Raw genomic sequence first — 15,372 nt, forward strand, 5'->3', positions numbered from 1 at the left:
CTTGTGTCTAGACGCGCTTAACTGCTATGTTAATGAAAGCGGTTTTTTGCATATTGGGGGGATCCGGGTGAAGAAGCTGTTGCTCGTCTATATCGTGCTGATTGGGACGCTGATGGCCTATTTGTATATGGTATTCGTCAAGGAAGACAACAGCGGACTGCTGGATGAGCCCGAAGGGCTGCACGGTACGCTGGACGAGAAGTACGTGATGGTGAATTTTCTGGCCGGTATCGACTATTGGAAAAACGGGCTGAAAGGCTTCGAGGACGCGGCGGAAGCGCTTGGCGTATCGGTGGAATACCGGGGCTCCACGCAATACGACGTGCAGGAGGAAATGATGGTGCTCGAGCAGGTTATCGCGCGCAGTCCCGCGGGAATAGCCGTAAGCGCCATCGATTCCGAGGCTTTGAACCCCGCGATTAATAAAGCGGTGGAAGCGGGCATTCCCGTTGTTATGTTCGACGCGGATGCGCCAAACAGCAAAGCGTATTCCTACATCGGCACCAATAATTACAACGCCGGGGTGACGGCAGCCCGAAAGATGGCCGAGCTGACGGGCGGAGCCGGCAAGGTTGGCGTCATTACGCTGCCTAATCAGTTGAACCATCAAGAGCGAACAAGGGGCTTTGAGGAGACGCTGGAGAAGGAATTTCCCGATCTTCAGCTGGTTGGAATTGCCGACGGCAAAGGCGATCAGATGATATCGGAGCAGAAGGTGCGCGATCTGCTCGGCAAGTTCCCGGATCTGAGCGGCATTTTCGTAACGGAGGCAAACGGCGGGGTTGGCGCGGGCAATGCCATTCTGCGGTTAAACAAGCTGGATCAGGTCAAGATCATCAGCTTTGACACGGATAAAGGAACGCTGGATATGGTCAAGAGCGGTACGATCTCGGCAACTCTGGCGCAGGGGACGTGGAATATGGGGTATTGGTCGTTGATGCAGCTGTTCCATCTCCGCAATCATATCGTAAATCCGATGTCCAATAACGGGGATTCCAGCATTCCGCCGCTGCCGACGAACATCGATACGGGCATTACGGTAGTGACCCCTGGTGACGTTGACCAGTTTTATGCCAAGTAACGGGTAAAGGGGAGCGCTAATCATGGTATTCAAACAGCTCCGGAAGAGCTTCCAGCTGAACAACTGGTCTATTCGATACAAGCTTATTCTTCACTTCCTGCTGATCAGCATTTTGCCTTCCCTTGTTATTGGGTTATTAATGGGGTGGATCGTTAACGGCATTGTCGAAAAACAGGTCAACGGCCATACGATGCAGCTTATCGACAATGTGAATAAGTCGCTTGATTATTACGCGGGCAATATTCAGAATATCTCCTATTTTATATCGATGAATCCGGAAATTCAGGCCTTCCTGAGCGAAGGGAAAAAAGCCATTGACGATGATCATGAGGAATACCGCATGTCCAAATTTCTGCAGGGCTTTACCTCGCTTTACTCCGAGGTGGCGGGAATTATCGTCGTACGGCCTAACGGCGATTATTTCAGCAACGAAATGTATGCCCGGACGGGAGACAGTCTGGCGAAGGAGTCTTGGTATCAAGAGGCTGTTGAGGCGAAAGGGATCTTCAAAATTATCGGCCATCCGGCCAACCGGAACGTGACGACCCATTCCAATTACAAGGACAGCGAGGTCGTCTCGGTTGTCCGCGCCATTCAGGATCCGGATACGCAGAAGACGTTAGGCGTTGTCCTTATTGATCTTAAGCTGAGGGTAATCGCGGAGACGGTTCGGGATGTGCGGCTTGGAAAATCCGGCTACTTAATGGTGATCGACGATAAGGGCGAGAGCATTTACGCGCCAAAAAACTCCAGGATCGGAAGTCTGGGCGTTGCCTTGCCCGGCCAGCAGTTATCCGGCATGTTCGCTCAAACGGTAGGGGGCCAGAAGCTGCAGTTTATTTATCAGAAGTCCTCCTTCACCAATTGGACGACCGTTGGGGTCTTTGCTGTCCAAGACAGCGTGCAGGAGATTAAGGACATTAACCTCTACCTCGTTACCTTCGTGTTTATCGTGTGCATGCTTGGCATTGCCGCCTCGTATTACCTGTCTCATTCGATCTCTCGGCCGATCTCGCAGCTGGCCTCCTTCATGCGCAAGGTTGAGGAGGGCAATATGAGCATTCGCATTCCGGAGGAGCGGGAGGATGAGATTGGCTTGCTTGGCCGCAGCTTTAACAAGATGCTGTCGCAGATGACCCGGCTGATCTCGCAGGTGTGGGCGGAGCAGCGGCTCAAGCGGGAAGCGGAGCTGCGCAGCCTGCAAGCCCATATTCAGCCGCATTTTCTGTACAATACGCTGGATACGATCCAGTGGCTGGCCCGCAAGGACGGCGCAAAGGAAGCGACGGAGATGGTGGAGGCTTTGTCCAAGCTGTTCCGCATCGGGCTAAGCAAAGGCCAGGAGATGATCCCGCTTGCCGACGAGATTGAGCATATCCGGAGCTATTTGAAAATCCAGCAAACCCGTTATAAAGATAAGCTGAACTATAACATCGAAGTAGACGGAAGCAGCGACAGCTTGTTCGTGCTGAAGCTTATTCTTCAGCCGCTTGTGGAGAACGCGATCTATCACGGCATTAAGGAACGCCGCGGGCCGGGGATGATAACAATCCGTGCCATTATTAGCGAAGAGATATTGGAATTGGTTATTCAAGATGACGGAGCGGGAATGACGGAAGCAAGACTCGAGGCGCTGCAAGCCGTGCTTCAGGCCGTGCCATCGGTTCATGAAGCGAGTGCAGCGCAGAGGGCAGCCGCAGAACGTCAGCAAGGGCAGGGGCAAACGGCCAGCTATGGACTCCGAAACGTGCAGGAGCGGATCCGGTTAAGCTTTGGCGAGACCTATGGCATTGCGATTGAGAGCAAAGAGAAAGCCGGAACGACGGTAATCATTAAGCATCCTATTATTCATCGGAAGGGGCAGTGTACGCATGATACGCACATGGAAGGTGTTAATCGCGGATGATGAGTCCATTATCCGGGAAGGAATCCGCAGCTCTATACCATGGGAGGATCTGCAGCTGGAGGTCGTTGGGGAAGCCGAGGACGGGGAGGAAGCGCTGGAGCTAGCCGTGGAAAAGCAGGCGAATATTCTGCTCGTCGATCTGAGCATGCCCATTATGAACGGCCTCACCTTGATCAGCCACCTTCGGGAGCAGCTTCCCAAATGCAAGATCGTCATTATTACCGGCCATGATGAATTTAATTATGCTTACGAAGCCATCAAGCTGGAGGTCGACGATTATATATTGAAGCCGGTGAATCCCGACATGCTGGGAGAAGTGCTGGCGAGAGTCGTTCAGAAGCTGGAGGAAACCACCGTTAACGAGGAGCTTCTGCAGATGGCTTCCAAGCAGATCGATAAGAATTTCGCGCTGCTCAGGGAAAGATTTTGCCTTGAATGGATCAAGGGAGAGCTGGGGGAAGCGGAGATTCGCGAGCAGCTTTCATTCCTTCGGATGCCGGGCGAGGAACCGGACTATGTAGGCGTCATCCGGTGGCCGGAGCAGTCGAAGGGCAAAGCGTTTTTCTCGGAGAAGGACCGTCAGCTTCTCTTGTTTGCTATCGAAAATATTATGGAAGAGCATCTTGAGCCGTTTACTTCCGTTCACTTCCGGGATAAAGTAGGATTAATTGTTGTTCTGATCTGGGGCAAGCCGCAGGAAGCGGTCTTTAAGCAGATTGAAGCGGATGTGGCGGGCTATTTGAAGATTGAGATTGTGGCCAGCTATCAGGAAGGCTCATCGGGGGATGTACCCTCGCTTTACGCGGAGGCGCGGGCTTCCGTTAACCGGGAGACGAAGCTAAGTCCCTTTGTCCGGCGGACGAAGGAGATTATTGCGGACCGCTATGAGAACCGGGACTTGTCGCTTGAGGGAATTGCGGGCGAGCTGAACGTGTCGGCCGTTTATCTGAGCCGTATTTTCAAGCAAGAGATGGGGACTTCTTTTATAAGCATGCTGACAACCGCGCGGATGAAGGAAGCGATTCGGTTGCTGAACGAGACGGACCTGGCCATACATGAAATCGCCGAGAAGACGGGTTATGAGTCGCAGCATTATTTCAGTACGGCATTCAAGAAAACGACGGGGCTGCCCCCGAATCAGTATCGGAAACGGAATTAGCTGGTTTTTTTGGAAAAGGAGGTGTCTGGCGTGGAATTAACCTATTTGAAAACCTTCTGCGAAGTCGCGAAGCACGGGAGCTTCACCCGCGCGGCGGAAAGTCTGGGCTATGCCCAGTCCAGCATTACGACGCAAATCCAGCGGTTGGAGGAGTCGTACGGAGCCGTGCTGGTTGAACGGTTCGGCCGAAGCATGAGGCTGACGATCGCCGGCGAAGCGCTGCTTCCTTACGCGAAAGAAGTGATCAGGCTCCACGAAGAGTCGAAAGAAATCGTGTCGAAGCAGTCCAAAGGAACGTTGTCCATTGGCACGATTGAGACGTTGGCTGCTTATTATTTGCCGCCGTATTTGCAGGCTTACCGCCAGCAGTATCCGGATATTAACATCATGCTGCAGCCTGGGAATGAGCCTCTTATTATAGAAGCCGTCAAAGAGGGGACGATGGATGTAGGCATTATCCTGGACCCGCCGTTCTCGGATCCGGAGCTACATACGGTGGTGTTGAGAGAAGAGGAGCTTGTTATTATCGCGAGTCCCGAGCATCGGTTCTCGGCATTAAGCGAGGTCCGGGCAGAGGATTTATCGGGCGAGCCTCTTATCCTCACCGAGGATGGCTGCACGTACCGGGCAATGCTGCTCAAAGTGCTGCGGGATGGCGAGATTGACAGCAAGCCTTCTTACGAATTCGGGAACATGGAGGCCATCAAGCAATGCGTGGTGTATGGCCTTGGCGTTGCCTTGCTGCCGCGTATCGCGGCTGCCGAGGAAATTCGGAAGCAGCAACTGATTGCATTGCCTTTTAACCATCCAGCCTGCAGGTTCTATACCCAGCTGATTTATTCGAAGAAGAAATGGCAGTCCAAAGCCTTTGTTGGCTTCGTGGAATTAATCGGCGAGGGCAATCATCAGAATCATTGAAGTATGCAATCGAAAACGATCGATAACTCCGATGTTAGGGATCATGCTATATTGGATTCAACAAGCCAAGGCATTTGGCAAATCCCCTAAATGGAGGCACTCCCTATGACAAACCAACCATTTTCGCTCGTCCTTGAAACTCCTGCTGCATCACCGGAAGCTACGCACCGTCACTATATGAACAAGCTGTCCGTTGAGACGGACGTAGCGGATGTGTATTACGATATGAAGCACGGTCTTGATGACTTTCTGCTGATTGATGTACGCAGCCCAAAAGCATATGCCGAGTGCCACATTCCGGGGGCGATTAACCTGCCATCGAGAGAGATGACAGCGGAAACCACCGTAGGGTTCTCGAAAGAGCAGCTCATCGTCGTTTACTGCTGGAGCCCGGCGTGCAACGGCGGCACCAAAGGCGCGGCGCGCCTCTCCGGCTTAGGTTTCAAAGTAAAAGAAATGATCGGCGGCATCGAGTACTGGCGTAAAGAGGGCAACCCGGTGGAAGGTACGCATGTGGAAACCGCACCGATGGTGGGCTAGTGAATGAATGAGTGGCGGACCAGATTCCCGGAGAGGGGAATCTGGTTTTTTGCTGTGCTGATCGATCTGCTCCCCCCGCTAACGAAACTACGTAACCTTATTTGCCCAAAAACAACTTCATTTCTAATCTAACGAAACGTGGTAACGTTATTTGTCCGATTTTGAGTGAAAAGAGGACTTATTGAGGGAATAACGATATGTAGTTTCGTTAGAAATCCCGGAAGCTCCATTTTGCTAAAATAGCGTGTTACCGTTTCGTTAGAGTTTGTTGCATGCGGCCGGCCGGGCGGGCCGGATTAGTGCGCTCGAGTTTTTTGCATTTGTGAAAGCTAAACGAAACGTTCATGCGTCTAATCTATAGAAGAGAGAGGTTAAAGCAAAGTAGGTGAGGAGCATTATTGATCTGGTGAGAAAGGCGCAGCGCGGCGACGAGTCCGCGTACTTGGAGCTTTTTCAGCAGTATGAAGATGATTTGTATAGGGCCGCTTATGTGCATGTGGGGAACGAAGAGGATGCCTTGGATGTTATTCAGGAAACGGCATACCGGTCGTTCAAGGGAATACGCAAGCTGAAGGAGCCTGCTTACTTTAAAACTTGGCTCATTAAGATAGCGATAAGCTGTTCAATCGATCTTCTGCGCAAACGGAAGAGACAAATTCAATGGAAGCCGGAATATATGGAGTCGATAACCGTCAGCGATGAAGAGGACTTTACGTTGTCGATTACGTTAAAGGAACTGGTGGAGGCTTTGGAACCAGAGGAGAAAAGCGTCGTTATTCTAAGGTTTTATTATGATCTTACGATCCGGGAGGTAACGGAAATACTGGATATTCCGCTAGGCACGGGAAAGACCTTGCTGTATCGGGCGTTGAAAAAGCTAAGGAAACGGGTAGAGGAGGAAGGAGATTATGGATACGGGCTCCGATAAAATAAAACAGCAAATGCAGACCATCCCCATCCCTTCTGAGCAGCTTCGTTACAGGGCACGCCTTGGTATAGAGCAAGCAGGAAGAGAGAGACGAAAGTTTACGCGATTAAGACGCGGATGGACTTCTATAGCTGCTGTCATTGTTGTCCTTCTAATATCAACGGTATTAGTTAACCATACGAAGGTATGGGCGGCTATTCAGAATGCCTTGCAATTTATTCCCGGTACCGGAATGGTGAAGGAAGAGAAGTCTCCGGAAGATCGTTATATTCTGGGCAAGCCTATTACCGTAAAGGTTGGGAAAGAGGGAACGATTATTATTAAAGGCATGATGTCCGACCATGAAATGACCTATATAACGATGACCGGGCAAAATACTACGAGATTGAAGGATATTACTCTAGTTAACGCTCAGGGTGAGGCCTTTAAGATCAATACCTCTATGGCTTCTTGGGGCGGAACGAACTGGACATCTGATTTCTGGCATAAAGGAGAGCTGGTTGTACAAGGAGATATCAAGCTGATAATAGGGGAAGAAGCTCGAATAGAAGTGCCTATTCATCTAACGAAGGCAGAATCCTTCGACAGTTACTCCGAGCTTGGTCCAACCTCTACAGCAAATGGACTGTCAATTACGGCTATTACGGATAAGGTAGATGAAAAAGCAAGAGTATCTATTATTACCCCGCCACGGCAGGATTTTCGCATCATCGATTACGGGATCCATGGTGTCTACATGCATGAGGAAAGTCTCAAGCTTCATGTGGTGAATAAAGCGGGTAAAAAGCTGGAAATTACCACGGTGCAAGGCTTGAGCAGTCCCCAAAGCGAGCTGTACTTTCCGCTTGGCCGCACGCCGGATGAAACCTACACTCTTACGATTCCGGAAATAAACGTCGAATACCAAGATGAGGTCAAAGTGAAAGTACCGGCCGAAACAACGGATAGCCTGAACCAAACCTTCGAGATTGCCGGTTATCCGGTTACCATTACTCACGTGGAAAAGACTTCTCCAACGACGCTTAGGGTTTACACGGATCTTCACTATGACGAGAAGGCGCCTTCCTCGCTATATATGATTGGCGCCGAGGAGAGCGGCATGGCGAAGCTTAAGGAGAAAACGGGCGAAGTGGTATATTTGGAATGTACGATAGAACCGGGGAGCAAGCACCTGACTTTGCACATCAACCGACCTGACGTTGTCCTCCGCGGACCATGGGTGTTTCATTTGCGGCAAAGCGACTTTTCCGGTTAATCAAGAAAGAGGCAGCGGAATCCCGCTGCCTCTTTCTTGTTGACAAACGCTTAAAACGAATCCGGGGTTGGAGGCGAATTCCTGCCGGTCACTTCATCATAGAAATGAGCCTGCGTAACGCTGATGTATGGACACAGCCACAGATAACCCAGGCCAAAAGGAATTGCGGCCAGGATTGCCCAGCCGATAAAGGTCAGCTGCAGAACGAAGTAGCGCCATTTATTGCCCTTCATGATTTGTTTGCTTTCGTTGATGGCTTCCAGAACGCCGATATCCGGATTATCCCGGAGAATAAAATAAGCTTGCGAGTAACGGAATGCCGCAATAATTCCCGGAATGACAAACAGCAGCGTCCATAAGAAAGTAAAGAGTCCGATCATAAAGTACAGGCAGAACGCTTTAATAAATTGGGCGAAGCCGCTGAAAACTTCCGATACAGGCGGATCTTCTTTCCTGGCAATGCCCAGATAGAAGCTGATGAGTCCAAGTGAGATGGCGCCGCTGATCAGAAAACTGATCACATTGCCGAGCACCGGGATCAAATAGTTGATCAGACCGATAACGGCAGCCATTAAGATGGCCAGCAGAAAGCCTCCGATCGCTTTTCCCCAATTGCCTCTCAGGCTTTCTCTCGCTCTAGCCCTCAGTTCCGAGTACGATGCGTTCATATGTACCTCCTTAAATAATGAGATGAATAGCCATCTAAATATACGGGGGGAACGCGGGGAACATTCCTGAAAATAAGGAAAAGGATATTTTTTCTGCACAGCGAACTATTAAGGTCATATAGAATTTAGGGGGATAATCATTGAAGAAGTTTCTCGTTATTAGCCAGATTATTTATTTGCTGTTTCTGATTCCGTGGCTGTTTACGTTTGGGATGTCTTTCATGTCCTTTGACGGCGGCTTTACGGCATTAAACATTTTGTTTGTACTAGGTCTTGGCGTTTACCCGCTCTTTATGATCGCCTGCTCGATTGTTGCCTGGACTCTTCATCGGGGTTACAAAAGGGCGGCGATTCTATCGAACTGCGTGCCTATGTTATGGGTGGGCAGTATTGGGACTTTGCTTTTATATGCAACATTATCCTAAATGGAAAAAGCCCACTCAAGCCGGCAATTAGCCTGCGCTTGAATGGGCTTTATTATTTAACCGTCTTAATACGTTTTTACCGCATCAATATTAATCGTGCTGCTGCCGGTGCTGCCGGAGCCTTGATTAATATAGAAGTTAATCTCGGCGATGGAGCCAAGATCGCGCGTGCTGTTGCCGCCGCTGTACCAGCTAGGACGCGCAAAGCTAGTGAACGGAACTTGAATGGTTGTCGCAGTTGTGCCCGAGAGCACATAAGTCGTCTCCCACGGCTCGCCGCCGGCTTCCTTAAACTGGACGGTCAGCGTACGGTTTGAGCCATCCGGCTTCACCCATAAGCTGATGCCCGTTTTGCCGGTCCAGCTGGCGGAGATCGGGTGAATGACGCCCGAATAGTTGGCGGCCGTCGTAATGCTGTAGCTCAGCTTCATGCTGTTCGTACCGTCGCTTTTGACGGACGTATCAAGAGTTGGAGTAATGGCGCTTCCGGACGAGTTCATCGTATAGACGGCCTGCAGCGCGCTGTTTGAAGCGTAGCTGTCAAAGCTGTCGATGGCATCGCTTGGTGGCTGCGTGCCTCCTCCGACCTGACCCGCCGTCACGGAATCGAAATAAATCGAGCTGCTGCCCATTGAACCGGAGCCCTGATTCACGTAGATGCTGTATTCCTTAATCGTATTCAGGTCCTTCACGCCGTTGCCGCCGCTGTACCAGCCCGGATGGTTGAAGGAGCTGAACGGCAGATTGACGATTCCCGCGGTTGTGCCGGACAACGTATAATACGTTTCCCACAGCTCGCCGCTTGTCTCCTTGAACTGAATCGTCAGGGTCCGGTTCGAACCGTCCGGCTTAAGCCAAAGCGATAATCCGGTTGCTCCGGACCAGTCGGCCGTGCCAAGCTGCTTCGTTGCCCCTGCAAAGTTGGCAGGAGAGGCTGCGATGGTATAGGCAAATTTCATGCCGTAGGTACCGTCGTTTTTGTTCGCGGTATCCCGGGTCACCGTCAAGGCGCCGCCGTCCGTATTGCGGACATAGGCGCTTTGCAGCGCGCTGTCCGAGCTGTACGATTCGAAGGCATCAATCGCAACCGACGTGGATTGAGCCGCCGTCGTAAAGGTTAGGCCGGCATTCGACGCCACCGTGGATCCGGTGCCGTTCACGGCCGTTACCTTCCAGTAGTACGTTTTGTTATAGGCAAGCGCGGAGCCTGGAGTATAAGAAGTAGAAGTAAGTCCGCTGGCGTTAATAACCGGGCTTGTATAGGAGCTGTTGTCCGCAACAACAAGCGTATAGCTTGCGGCGTTGCTGGAGGCATTCCAGCCGAATGTCGGCAGCACGCTTTGGCCCGTTGCGCCGCTTGCAGGAGACGACAACGTGAAGGCGCCCGGAGCAGGCAGCGCCGTTCCGCCGGTGGCATAAACAGGAGAATAGCTGCCGGCAACCCCTGCGAGGTTATGGGCTTTCACTCTATACCAATAAGCCGTGCCCGAGACGGAGGTGGAATCGGTCCATGGCGTATCATTGTCCGTCGCGCATTGATTGCAGACAACGGTCCAAGGTCCGCTAGCACCGGCTGTTGCCCGTTCGACGGTATATTTGTCCGCCGCTGCCGCGCCTCTCCATTTCAGCTGAACCTTGCCGCCGCTTGCCTGATGGCCCGTAATAAGCGGCGCTTCAGGAACGCCTGCAGCAGGAACGGCTATCCCGCGCATCGCGTAAGCGTGGTTGCGCAGCTGCTGGGCTTTGGTCCGCATATCCGTTGTCGTGCCCGGATAGTAGATGGTGAATCCGTCGTTATGCACTTTATAACCGTAGTCGTCGTTCTGCCCGAACAGCGCCCAATAGTTGCTGCCGGCGATAGCCGGTTGGGCCTCAATGGCGGAAAGGAAGTTCGCAAGCGTACCGTAGGTTTCCAGGTTCCAAGCGAATTCGCCTACAACCATCGCTTTGCCGGCGGCTTGAACCTTGCTTGCCTGCGTATTCAGTTCTGTAACCGACAAGCCTTTGCAGCAGGCGCCAACGGCCGGCCATTGGTAGAAGTGGTCGCTGTAGATGTCTACGCTTGAGATGGAAAGATGAGCGTCCTTCACGCCGTATGTTCCGTCCATGACGAGATGGTTGCCGTCAATGCTTTTCAAATAATCGGCAATGTCCTGCGTCCAGTTCTTCATCGCCGTCGGATTGTCGTACCAGCCCAGCTCGTTGCCGGTTTCCCAGGCCATGATGGTCGGGTCGTCTTTGTACTTCACGCCGGTGTAGGTATTGGTGCGGTTGAGGAGAACGCTTAGATGCTGCTTGAAGGCGCTAATAATCTCCGGCTTGTTGTAAAACTCGTAGCCGGTGTAGCTGATGCCGTCGTCGGGGTAGCCGAACCAGCGCGTCCATGATTTTTTGCCGCCGTGGTAATAATCGTATTGGTCGATAAGCGGGAGAACAAGACGAAGTCCGGCGTCGCCGGCGGCTTTGATTGCGTAATCGAGCTTCTGGAAGGCGGTCTCGTTGTATGTACCGAGCGATGGCATAATGCACTTCGGACAGCCGAAGGAGATGGCGGCATGGGAGCGGATAACGGTTGCGCCCATTTCTTTTGCTGTCTGCAGGGCATTGTTTACGCGGAATTCGGTCGGATATTCGACGGGATTCTCGTCCAGGGCAAGCCAATAAATGTTGGGGCCGCTGTAGCGGAAAGGCTGGCCGTTCAGCATCAGCTGGCTGCCGGAGCGGGTGACGAAGCCGGAGACGGCAGCGGAAGCTTTTTTCGCCGGAGGTCCGACTAGCGCTAACAAAGACATAAAGGCCAGAAGCAGGGCAAGGGAGTAGGAGAGCATACGGAATCTAGTGGTGATCACACGATAACCTCCTTCAATTTAGGTGGCTAATAGCAGCCAAGCACGCATGGCCTGGGACAAAATGTAAACGCTTTACCTCCTTTCCGCACGAAATACGCAGGCCGCGTGCTACTAATCTAACGCCAACCGCAGCCCCCTGACTATTGGCTAATTTTTAGGTTTATTGCACTCTGTTTAGGCCTTCCCGATTTACACGAAGAAAAGGTTGCCTGTTTCTTCGGCTCTGTGTCAGAATCACAGTAAACGCTTACATATTTGAGTGACGGGAGCCGGCGCAAATGAACATAGGACGTGGGTTTTTCCATATTAACGGGTTTAGCAGCATGACCATGCAGAAGAAGCTGATTATCGTATTCGTGGTTCTGATCATTATTCCAATCTCGGCTACGGGGTTTATATCCTATCAGAATTACATTCAATCTATTAATAAGAATACAAAAAATTACGTCACCGAGCTGATCAGCAACATAAAGGCGAATCTGGACAGCCATCTGGAAGACATGATGACCGTCAGCAAAATTCCGCTCTACTCGGTCGAAATGCAGCAATACATGAGCCATCAAGAGATGACGCTCGAGAAGCAGCGCCAGATGGACTTCTATATCGGCCTGCTCGACAGCATGAGGAAAAATCTCTATTCCGCCTATCTCTACGATAATTACGGCAACGTGTTCTACCGGATCAAGACGGATGCCATCCGCGAGGATATGATGAGCCATTACGAGGAATGGAAGCGGATCGCTGTGCAGGGCAACGGCAATCCCGTTATAATCCCGACCCAGCGGGTGATGCGCGCGAACGGCACTCCGCAATATCTGTTCACGGTGCTCCGGAGCATCCGGGATATCGGCACGCTGGAGACAATCGGCTATGTGGCGGTGGATGCCGACATTCACGTTATTGAGGATGTCGTGCAGGAGCTGAATACGGTAACGAACGGAAAGACCCTTATTATCGACGGCCAGAACAATGTGGCTTATGACAGCGATCATGTGCTGACGGCTACCAATATAACGGGCAATGAGGTCATTCAAAAAGCCGTTGGCGATCAGGGCAGCTTTAATGTCGTGGTCGACGGCCTCTCTTACATATGCAGTTACTCCGTGTCCAAGGATACCGGCTGGAAAATATTCGCGTTTGTTCCGGTGAACTATCTGCATCACGATGCCCAGTTGACGCGGAACGTCACGCTTACGACAACCATCGGGATTATCGGCTTTGCGCTGCTTGTCTCGGTTATATTGGCTTTTATGATGACCAGATCCCTCCGTCAGATGACGGACCTGATGCGCACGGTGCGCGGCGGCAACCTGGACGTCAGCTTTGACGTGAAGCAGAAGGATGAGGTGGGTATTCTCGGCACGGAATTTAACCGCATGCTCAGGCGGATGAAGGAGCTGATCTCCGAAATTTACGTGATCCAGTCCCGCAAAAAAGAAGCCGATCTGGAGGCGCTGCAAAGCCAGATTAATCCCCATTTTATATACAACACTTTAGAGACCATCCGGATGACCGCCGAGATTAACGATGATGAAGAGGTCGCGGAGATGACCTTTACGCTTGGGAAGCTGTTAAGATACAGCATTAACCGGGGGCGGGAGACGGTTGAGCTTAGGGAAGAGCTGCAGCATTTGGAGCGGTATCTTCAATTATTGCGCTACCGGTTCAGCAACCGGTTTGTCGTTGCCTTCGACATTCCGCAGGAGCTGATGAGCTTCCCGGTCATGAAGCTGACCTTCCAGCCGATTGTCGAGAATGCGATTCTCCATGGCATGGAGGGCAAGCCTAACGAGGTTACGATCCGCTTGTCGGCCGAGCTGAAGGAGCAGCTGCTTATCTTTTCGATTAAAGACGAAGGTGCGGGGATGGACGGCATGACGCTGGATCTGCTCCGCCAATCAATGAACGGTACGCGCGAGGCGGGAAGCTCCAAGACCGGGGTAGGCCTGCGCAACGTCAATGAACGGATCAAGCTGCATTACGGCGAGACGTATGGGCTGGAGATTGAGAGCAAGTGGGGAGAAGGAACAGCCGTCTATCTAAAACTTCCGAGAAAGCATGGTGAATAACAAATGCTGAGCATTATGATTATCGACGATGAGGATCTGATCCGCCGCGGGCTGGAGAAGATCATTTCCAAGCTGAACGAGGAATATCTGGTTGTCGGCAGCTTTTCGAACGGCTTTGAGGCCTCCCAGGAGCTGGACCGTCTCTCTCCGGATGTTGTTATTACCGATATAAAAATGCCCTATATGGACGGGCTGCAGTTTATAGAGGAATTAAGACGCCGTCTTCCGGATGCGCGTTGTCTAATTTTGAGCGGCTATAACGACTTCGATTATGCGCGTACCGCCATGCAGTATGGCGTAAAGGATTATCTGATTAAGCCGGTGGATAAGGAAGAGCTGCTGGCGAACCTTACTCATATTCATAAGGAGTTGAAAGAAGCGAAGCAGGAAAAAGAAAAGGAGCAGCTGCTAAGCAAAAAAGCGCAGATGAGCGATCTTTTGCTGCGGGAGCAGCAGCTGCGCCGGCTGCTGGGCGGCGATAAGGATACGGCTGTATCCGCCGGGGTGGAGGAGCTCTCCTTACCGGTTGTATTTGGGTGCCCTTACGCGGTGCTTGCCGTCCGGGCTTCAAATCAAGGCATGAAAGAGCAGCTGCTGGAATGGGGAAGGACGATGGCGGCTGAAGGCATAGAGAGCGTGGCTATGGAGGCGCAGATTATCGCCCTGTTGGTTCCTGCTCCCAAGGAGGAGGAGACGGGCAGGCTTGCTCACAAAACGGCGCTTCGCTTGATGAACGACCTGCAGTTTGCCGCCAAAGGCAAGTTTGCGATCGGAATCAGCGGCGGATATCAAGGGAGCGATAAGGCGATATGCGCTTATCAGGAGGCATTGGCGTTGTCCTGCGCCGGCATTTACAAGCGCGAAGCGTTTGCCGTTGTGACGGGCAAGGAGGGACCAAACGCTCCAGCGGATCCTGCTTTTTTCACCGGGCTGTTGACTGGCGGCTTTACCCAGGCGCTGGAGCGGCTTGATGCGGAAGGCATCGGGGCGGCGGTTCAGCGGATGTTCGCGGAGATCGAGCGGGTGCGGCCGCCTTATGCGGATCTCGTCCAGTTTATGGCGAATCTGCTGTATACCGCCGTACAGAAAGTAGACGGCCTGCTTGGCGAGCTGGTCAAGCTGACGCCGCCGGGCGTGGGCGTCTACCAGTCGGTTGCGGACTTTTTTAACCTGACGGAGCTGAAGGAACGGATCCAGCATTTGCTGGAGCTGTCCCTGTACCGGCTTGCTTCCGCGCGCAAGGAGGGCGGCAACCGGGTGATTGAGACGGTTAAACAGCTGATTCAGCAGGATTACGATAAAGACCTTGAACTGACCGAGCTATCCGAGAAGGTATTCCTTAACCCTAGTTATCTCAGCACGTTATTCAAGCAGGAGACGGGGCTGACCATCACGCAATACGTGCTGCAGCTGCGCATGATGAAGGCGAAGGAGCTGCTGAAGAAGCGTCTTGACCTGAAGGTCTATGAGGTCGGCGAGCAGGTGGGTTACCCGGACTCTATCTATTTCAATAAGGTGTTTAAAAAAATGGTAGGCATTACGCCTAAGGAGTACCGGAATTTATAATCCTATTT

At 52.0% G+C, this 15,372-nt stretch carries 12 protein-coding genes; 10 read left to right on the forward strand and 2 right to left on the reverse strand.

The window, feature by feature from the left end:
* Nucleotides 1-67 precede the first annotated feature (67 nt).
* From ACR9FF_RS03550 to ACR9FF_RS03580, 7 genes are all read left to right on the forward strand, one after another.
* Nucleotides 68-1,081: a substrate-binding domain-containing protein gene (locus ACR9FF_RS03550; RefSeq protein WP_201008488.1), complete on the forward strand. Its 1,014-nt coding sequence runs from the start codon at nt 68-70 to the stop codon at nt 1,079-1,081.
* A gap of 22 nt (nt 1,082-1,103) precedes the next feature.
* The gene (locus ACR9FF_RS03555; RefSeq protein ID WP_435169053.1) at nt 1,104-2,987 is read left to right on the forward strand and encodes a cache domain-containing sensor histidine kinase; all 1,884 of its coding nucleotides are present in this window, start codon (nt 1,104-1,106) and stop codon (nt 2,985-2,987) included.
* Nucleotides 2,953-4,146, forward strand: a complete 1,194-nt coding sequence (locus tag ACR9FF_RS03560) for a response regulator transcription factor (protein ID WP_435169055.1) — start codon at nt 2,953-2,955, stop codon at nt 4,144-4,146. Before ACR9FF_RS03555 ends, ACR9FF_RS03560 begins: the two co-directional genes overlap by 35 nt.
* A 30-nt stretch (nt 4,147-4,176) precedes the next feature.
* Entirely contained in the window at nt 4,177-5,064 is an 888-nt protein-coding gene (locus tag ACR9FF_RS03565; RefSeq protein ID WP_116394445.1) for a LysR family transcriptional regulator, read from the forward strand.
* Between the two features lie 105 nt (nt 5,065-5,169).
* A complete protein-coding gene (locus ACR9FF_RS03570) occupies nt 5,170-5,604 on the forward strand; it encodes a rhodanese-like domain-containing protein (RefSeq protein WP_435169057.1) in 435 nt (144 codons plus the stop codon).
* Nucleotides 5,605-5,989: 385 nt separating this feature from the next.
* Complete coding sequence (locus tag ACR9FF_RS03575; protein ID WP_435169059.1) at nt 5,990-6,532, forward strand: sigma-70 family RNA polymerase sigma factor; 543 nt, start codon at nt 5,990-5,992, stop codon at nt 6,530-6,532.
* Entirely contained in the window at nt 6,513-7,787 is a 1,275-nt protein-coding gene (locus tag ACR9FF_RS03580) for a hypothetical protein (protein ID WP_435169061.1), read from the forward strand. The genes ACR9FF_RS03575 and ACR9FF_RS03580 overlap by 20 nt, the downstream gene beginning before the upstream one ends.
* Nucleotides 7,788-7,837: 50 nt before the next feature.
* Here ACR9FF_RS03580 and ACR9FF_RS03585 read toward each other — a convergent pair whose 3' ends face one another.
* Nucleotides 7,838-8,455 carry a DUF975 family protein gene (locus tag ACR9FF_RS03585; protein ID WP_435169063.1) on the reverse strand — a complete coding sequence of 206 codons (618 nt, stop codon included), beginning with the start codon at nt 8,453-8,455 and terminating at the stop codon, nt 7,838-7,840.
* Nucleotides 8,456-8,595: 140 nt separating this feature from the next.
* On the opposite strand from ACR9FF_RS03585, the gene ACR9FF_RS03590 reads away from it, so the two are divergent.
* On the forward strand, nt 8,596-8,880 hold the full coding sequence (locus ACR9FF_RS03590; RefSeq protein ID WP_127498204.1) for a hypothetical protein: 285 nt from the start codon (nt 8,596-8,598) through the stop codon (nt 8,878-8,880).
* A gap of 65 nt (nt 8,881-8,945) precedes the next feature.
* Here ACR9FF_RS03590 and ACR9FF_RS03595 read toward each other — a convergent pair whose 3' ends face one another.
* Nucleotides 8,946-11,729: a carbohydrate binding domain-containing protein gene (locus ACR9FF_RS03595; RefSeq protein ID WP_435169065.1), complete on the reverse strand. Its 2,784-nt coding sequence runs from the start codon at nt 11,727-11,729 to the stop codon at nt 8,946-8,948.
* A 278-nt stretch (nt 11,730-12,007) separates the two neighbouring features.
* Between ACR9FF_RS03595 and ACR9FF_RS03600 the strand changes: the two genes are divergently transcribed.
* Entirely contained in the window at nt 12,008-13,798 is a 1,791-nt protein-coding gene (locus tag ACR9FF_RS03600) for a cache domain-containing sensor histidine kinase (protein WP_435169067.1), read from the forward strand.
* A gap of 3 nt (nt 13,799-13,801) precedes the next feature.
* Entirely contained in the window at nt 13,802-15,364 is a 1,563-nt protein-coding gene (locus tag ACR9FF_RS03605) for a response regulator (protein WP_435169069.1), read from the forward strand.
* The last annotated feature ends 8 nt before the right edge of the window (nt 15,365-15,372 follow it).

The sequence above is a fragment of the Paenibacillus glycanilyticus genome, from assembly GCF_051200795.1.
GTDB classification, from domain to species: Bacteria; Bacillota; Bacilli; order Paenibacillales; family Paenibacillaceae; genus Pristimantibacillus; species Pristimantibacillus glycanilyticus.

What these genes read in the sequence shown, in the direction of transcription:
- ACR9FF_RS03600 (WP_435169067.1), top strand. Translation starts at nt 12,008, where the DNA reads ATGAACATAGGACGTGGGTTTTTCCATATTAACGGGTTTAGCAGCATG.
- ACR9FF_RS03605 (WP_435169069.1), top strand. Translation starts at nt 13,802, where the DNA reads ATGCTGAGCATTATGATTATCGACGATGAGGATCTGATCCGCCGCGGG.
- ACR9FF_RS03555 (WP_435169053.1), top strand. Translation starts at nt 1,104, where the DNA reads ATGGTATTCAAACAGCTCCGGAAGAGCTTCCAGCTGAACAACTGGTCT.
- ACR9FF_RS03560 (WP_435169055.1), top strand. Translation starts at nt 2,953, where the DNA reads ATGATACGCACATGGAAGGTGTTAATCGCGGATGATGAGTCCATTATC.
- ACR9FF_RS03585 (WP_435169063.1), bottom strand. Translation starts at nt 8,455, where the DNA reads ATGAACGCATCGTACTCGGAACTGAGGGCTAGAGCGAGAGAAAGCCTG.
- ACR9FF_RS03570 (WP_435169057.1), top strand. Translation starts at nt 5,170, where the DNA reads ATGACAAACCAACCATTTTCGCTCGTCCTTGAAACTCCTGCTGCATCA.
- ACR9FF_RS03580 (WP_435169061.1), top strand. Translation starts at nt 6,513, where the DNA reads ATGGATACGGGCTCCGATAAAATAAAACAGCAAATGCAGACCATCCCC.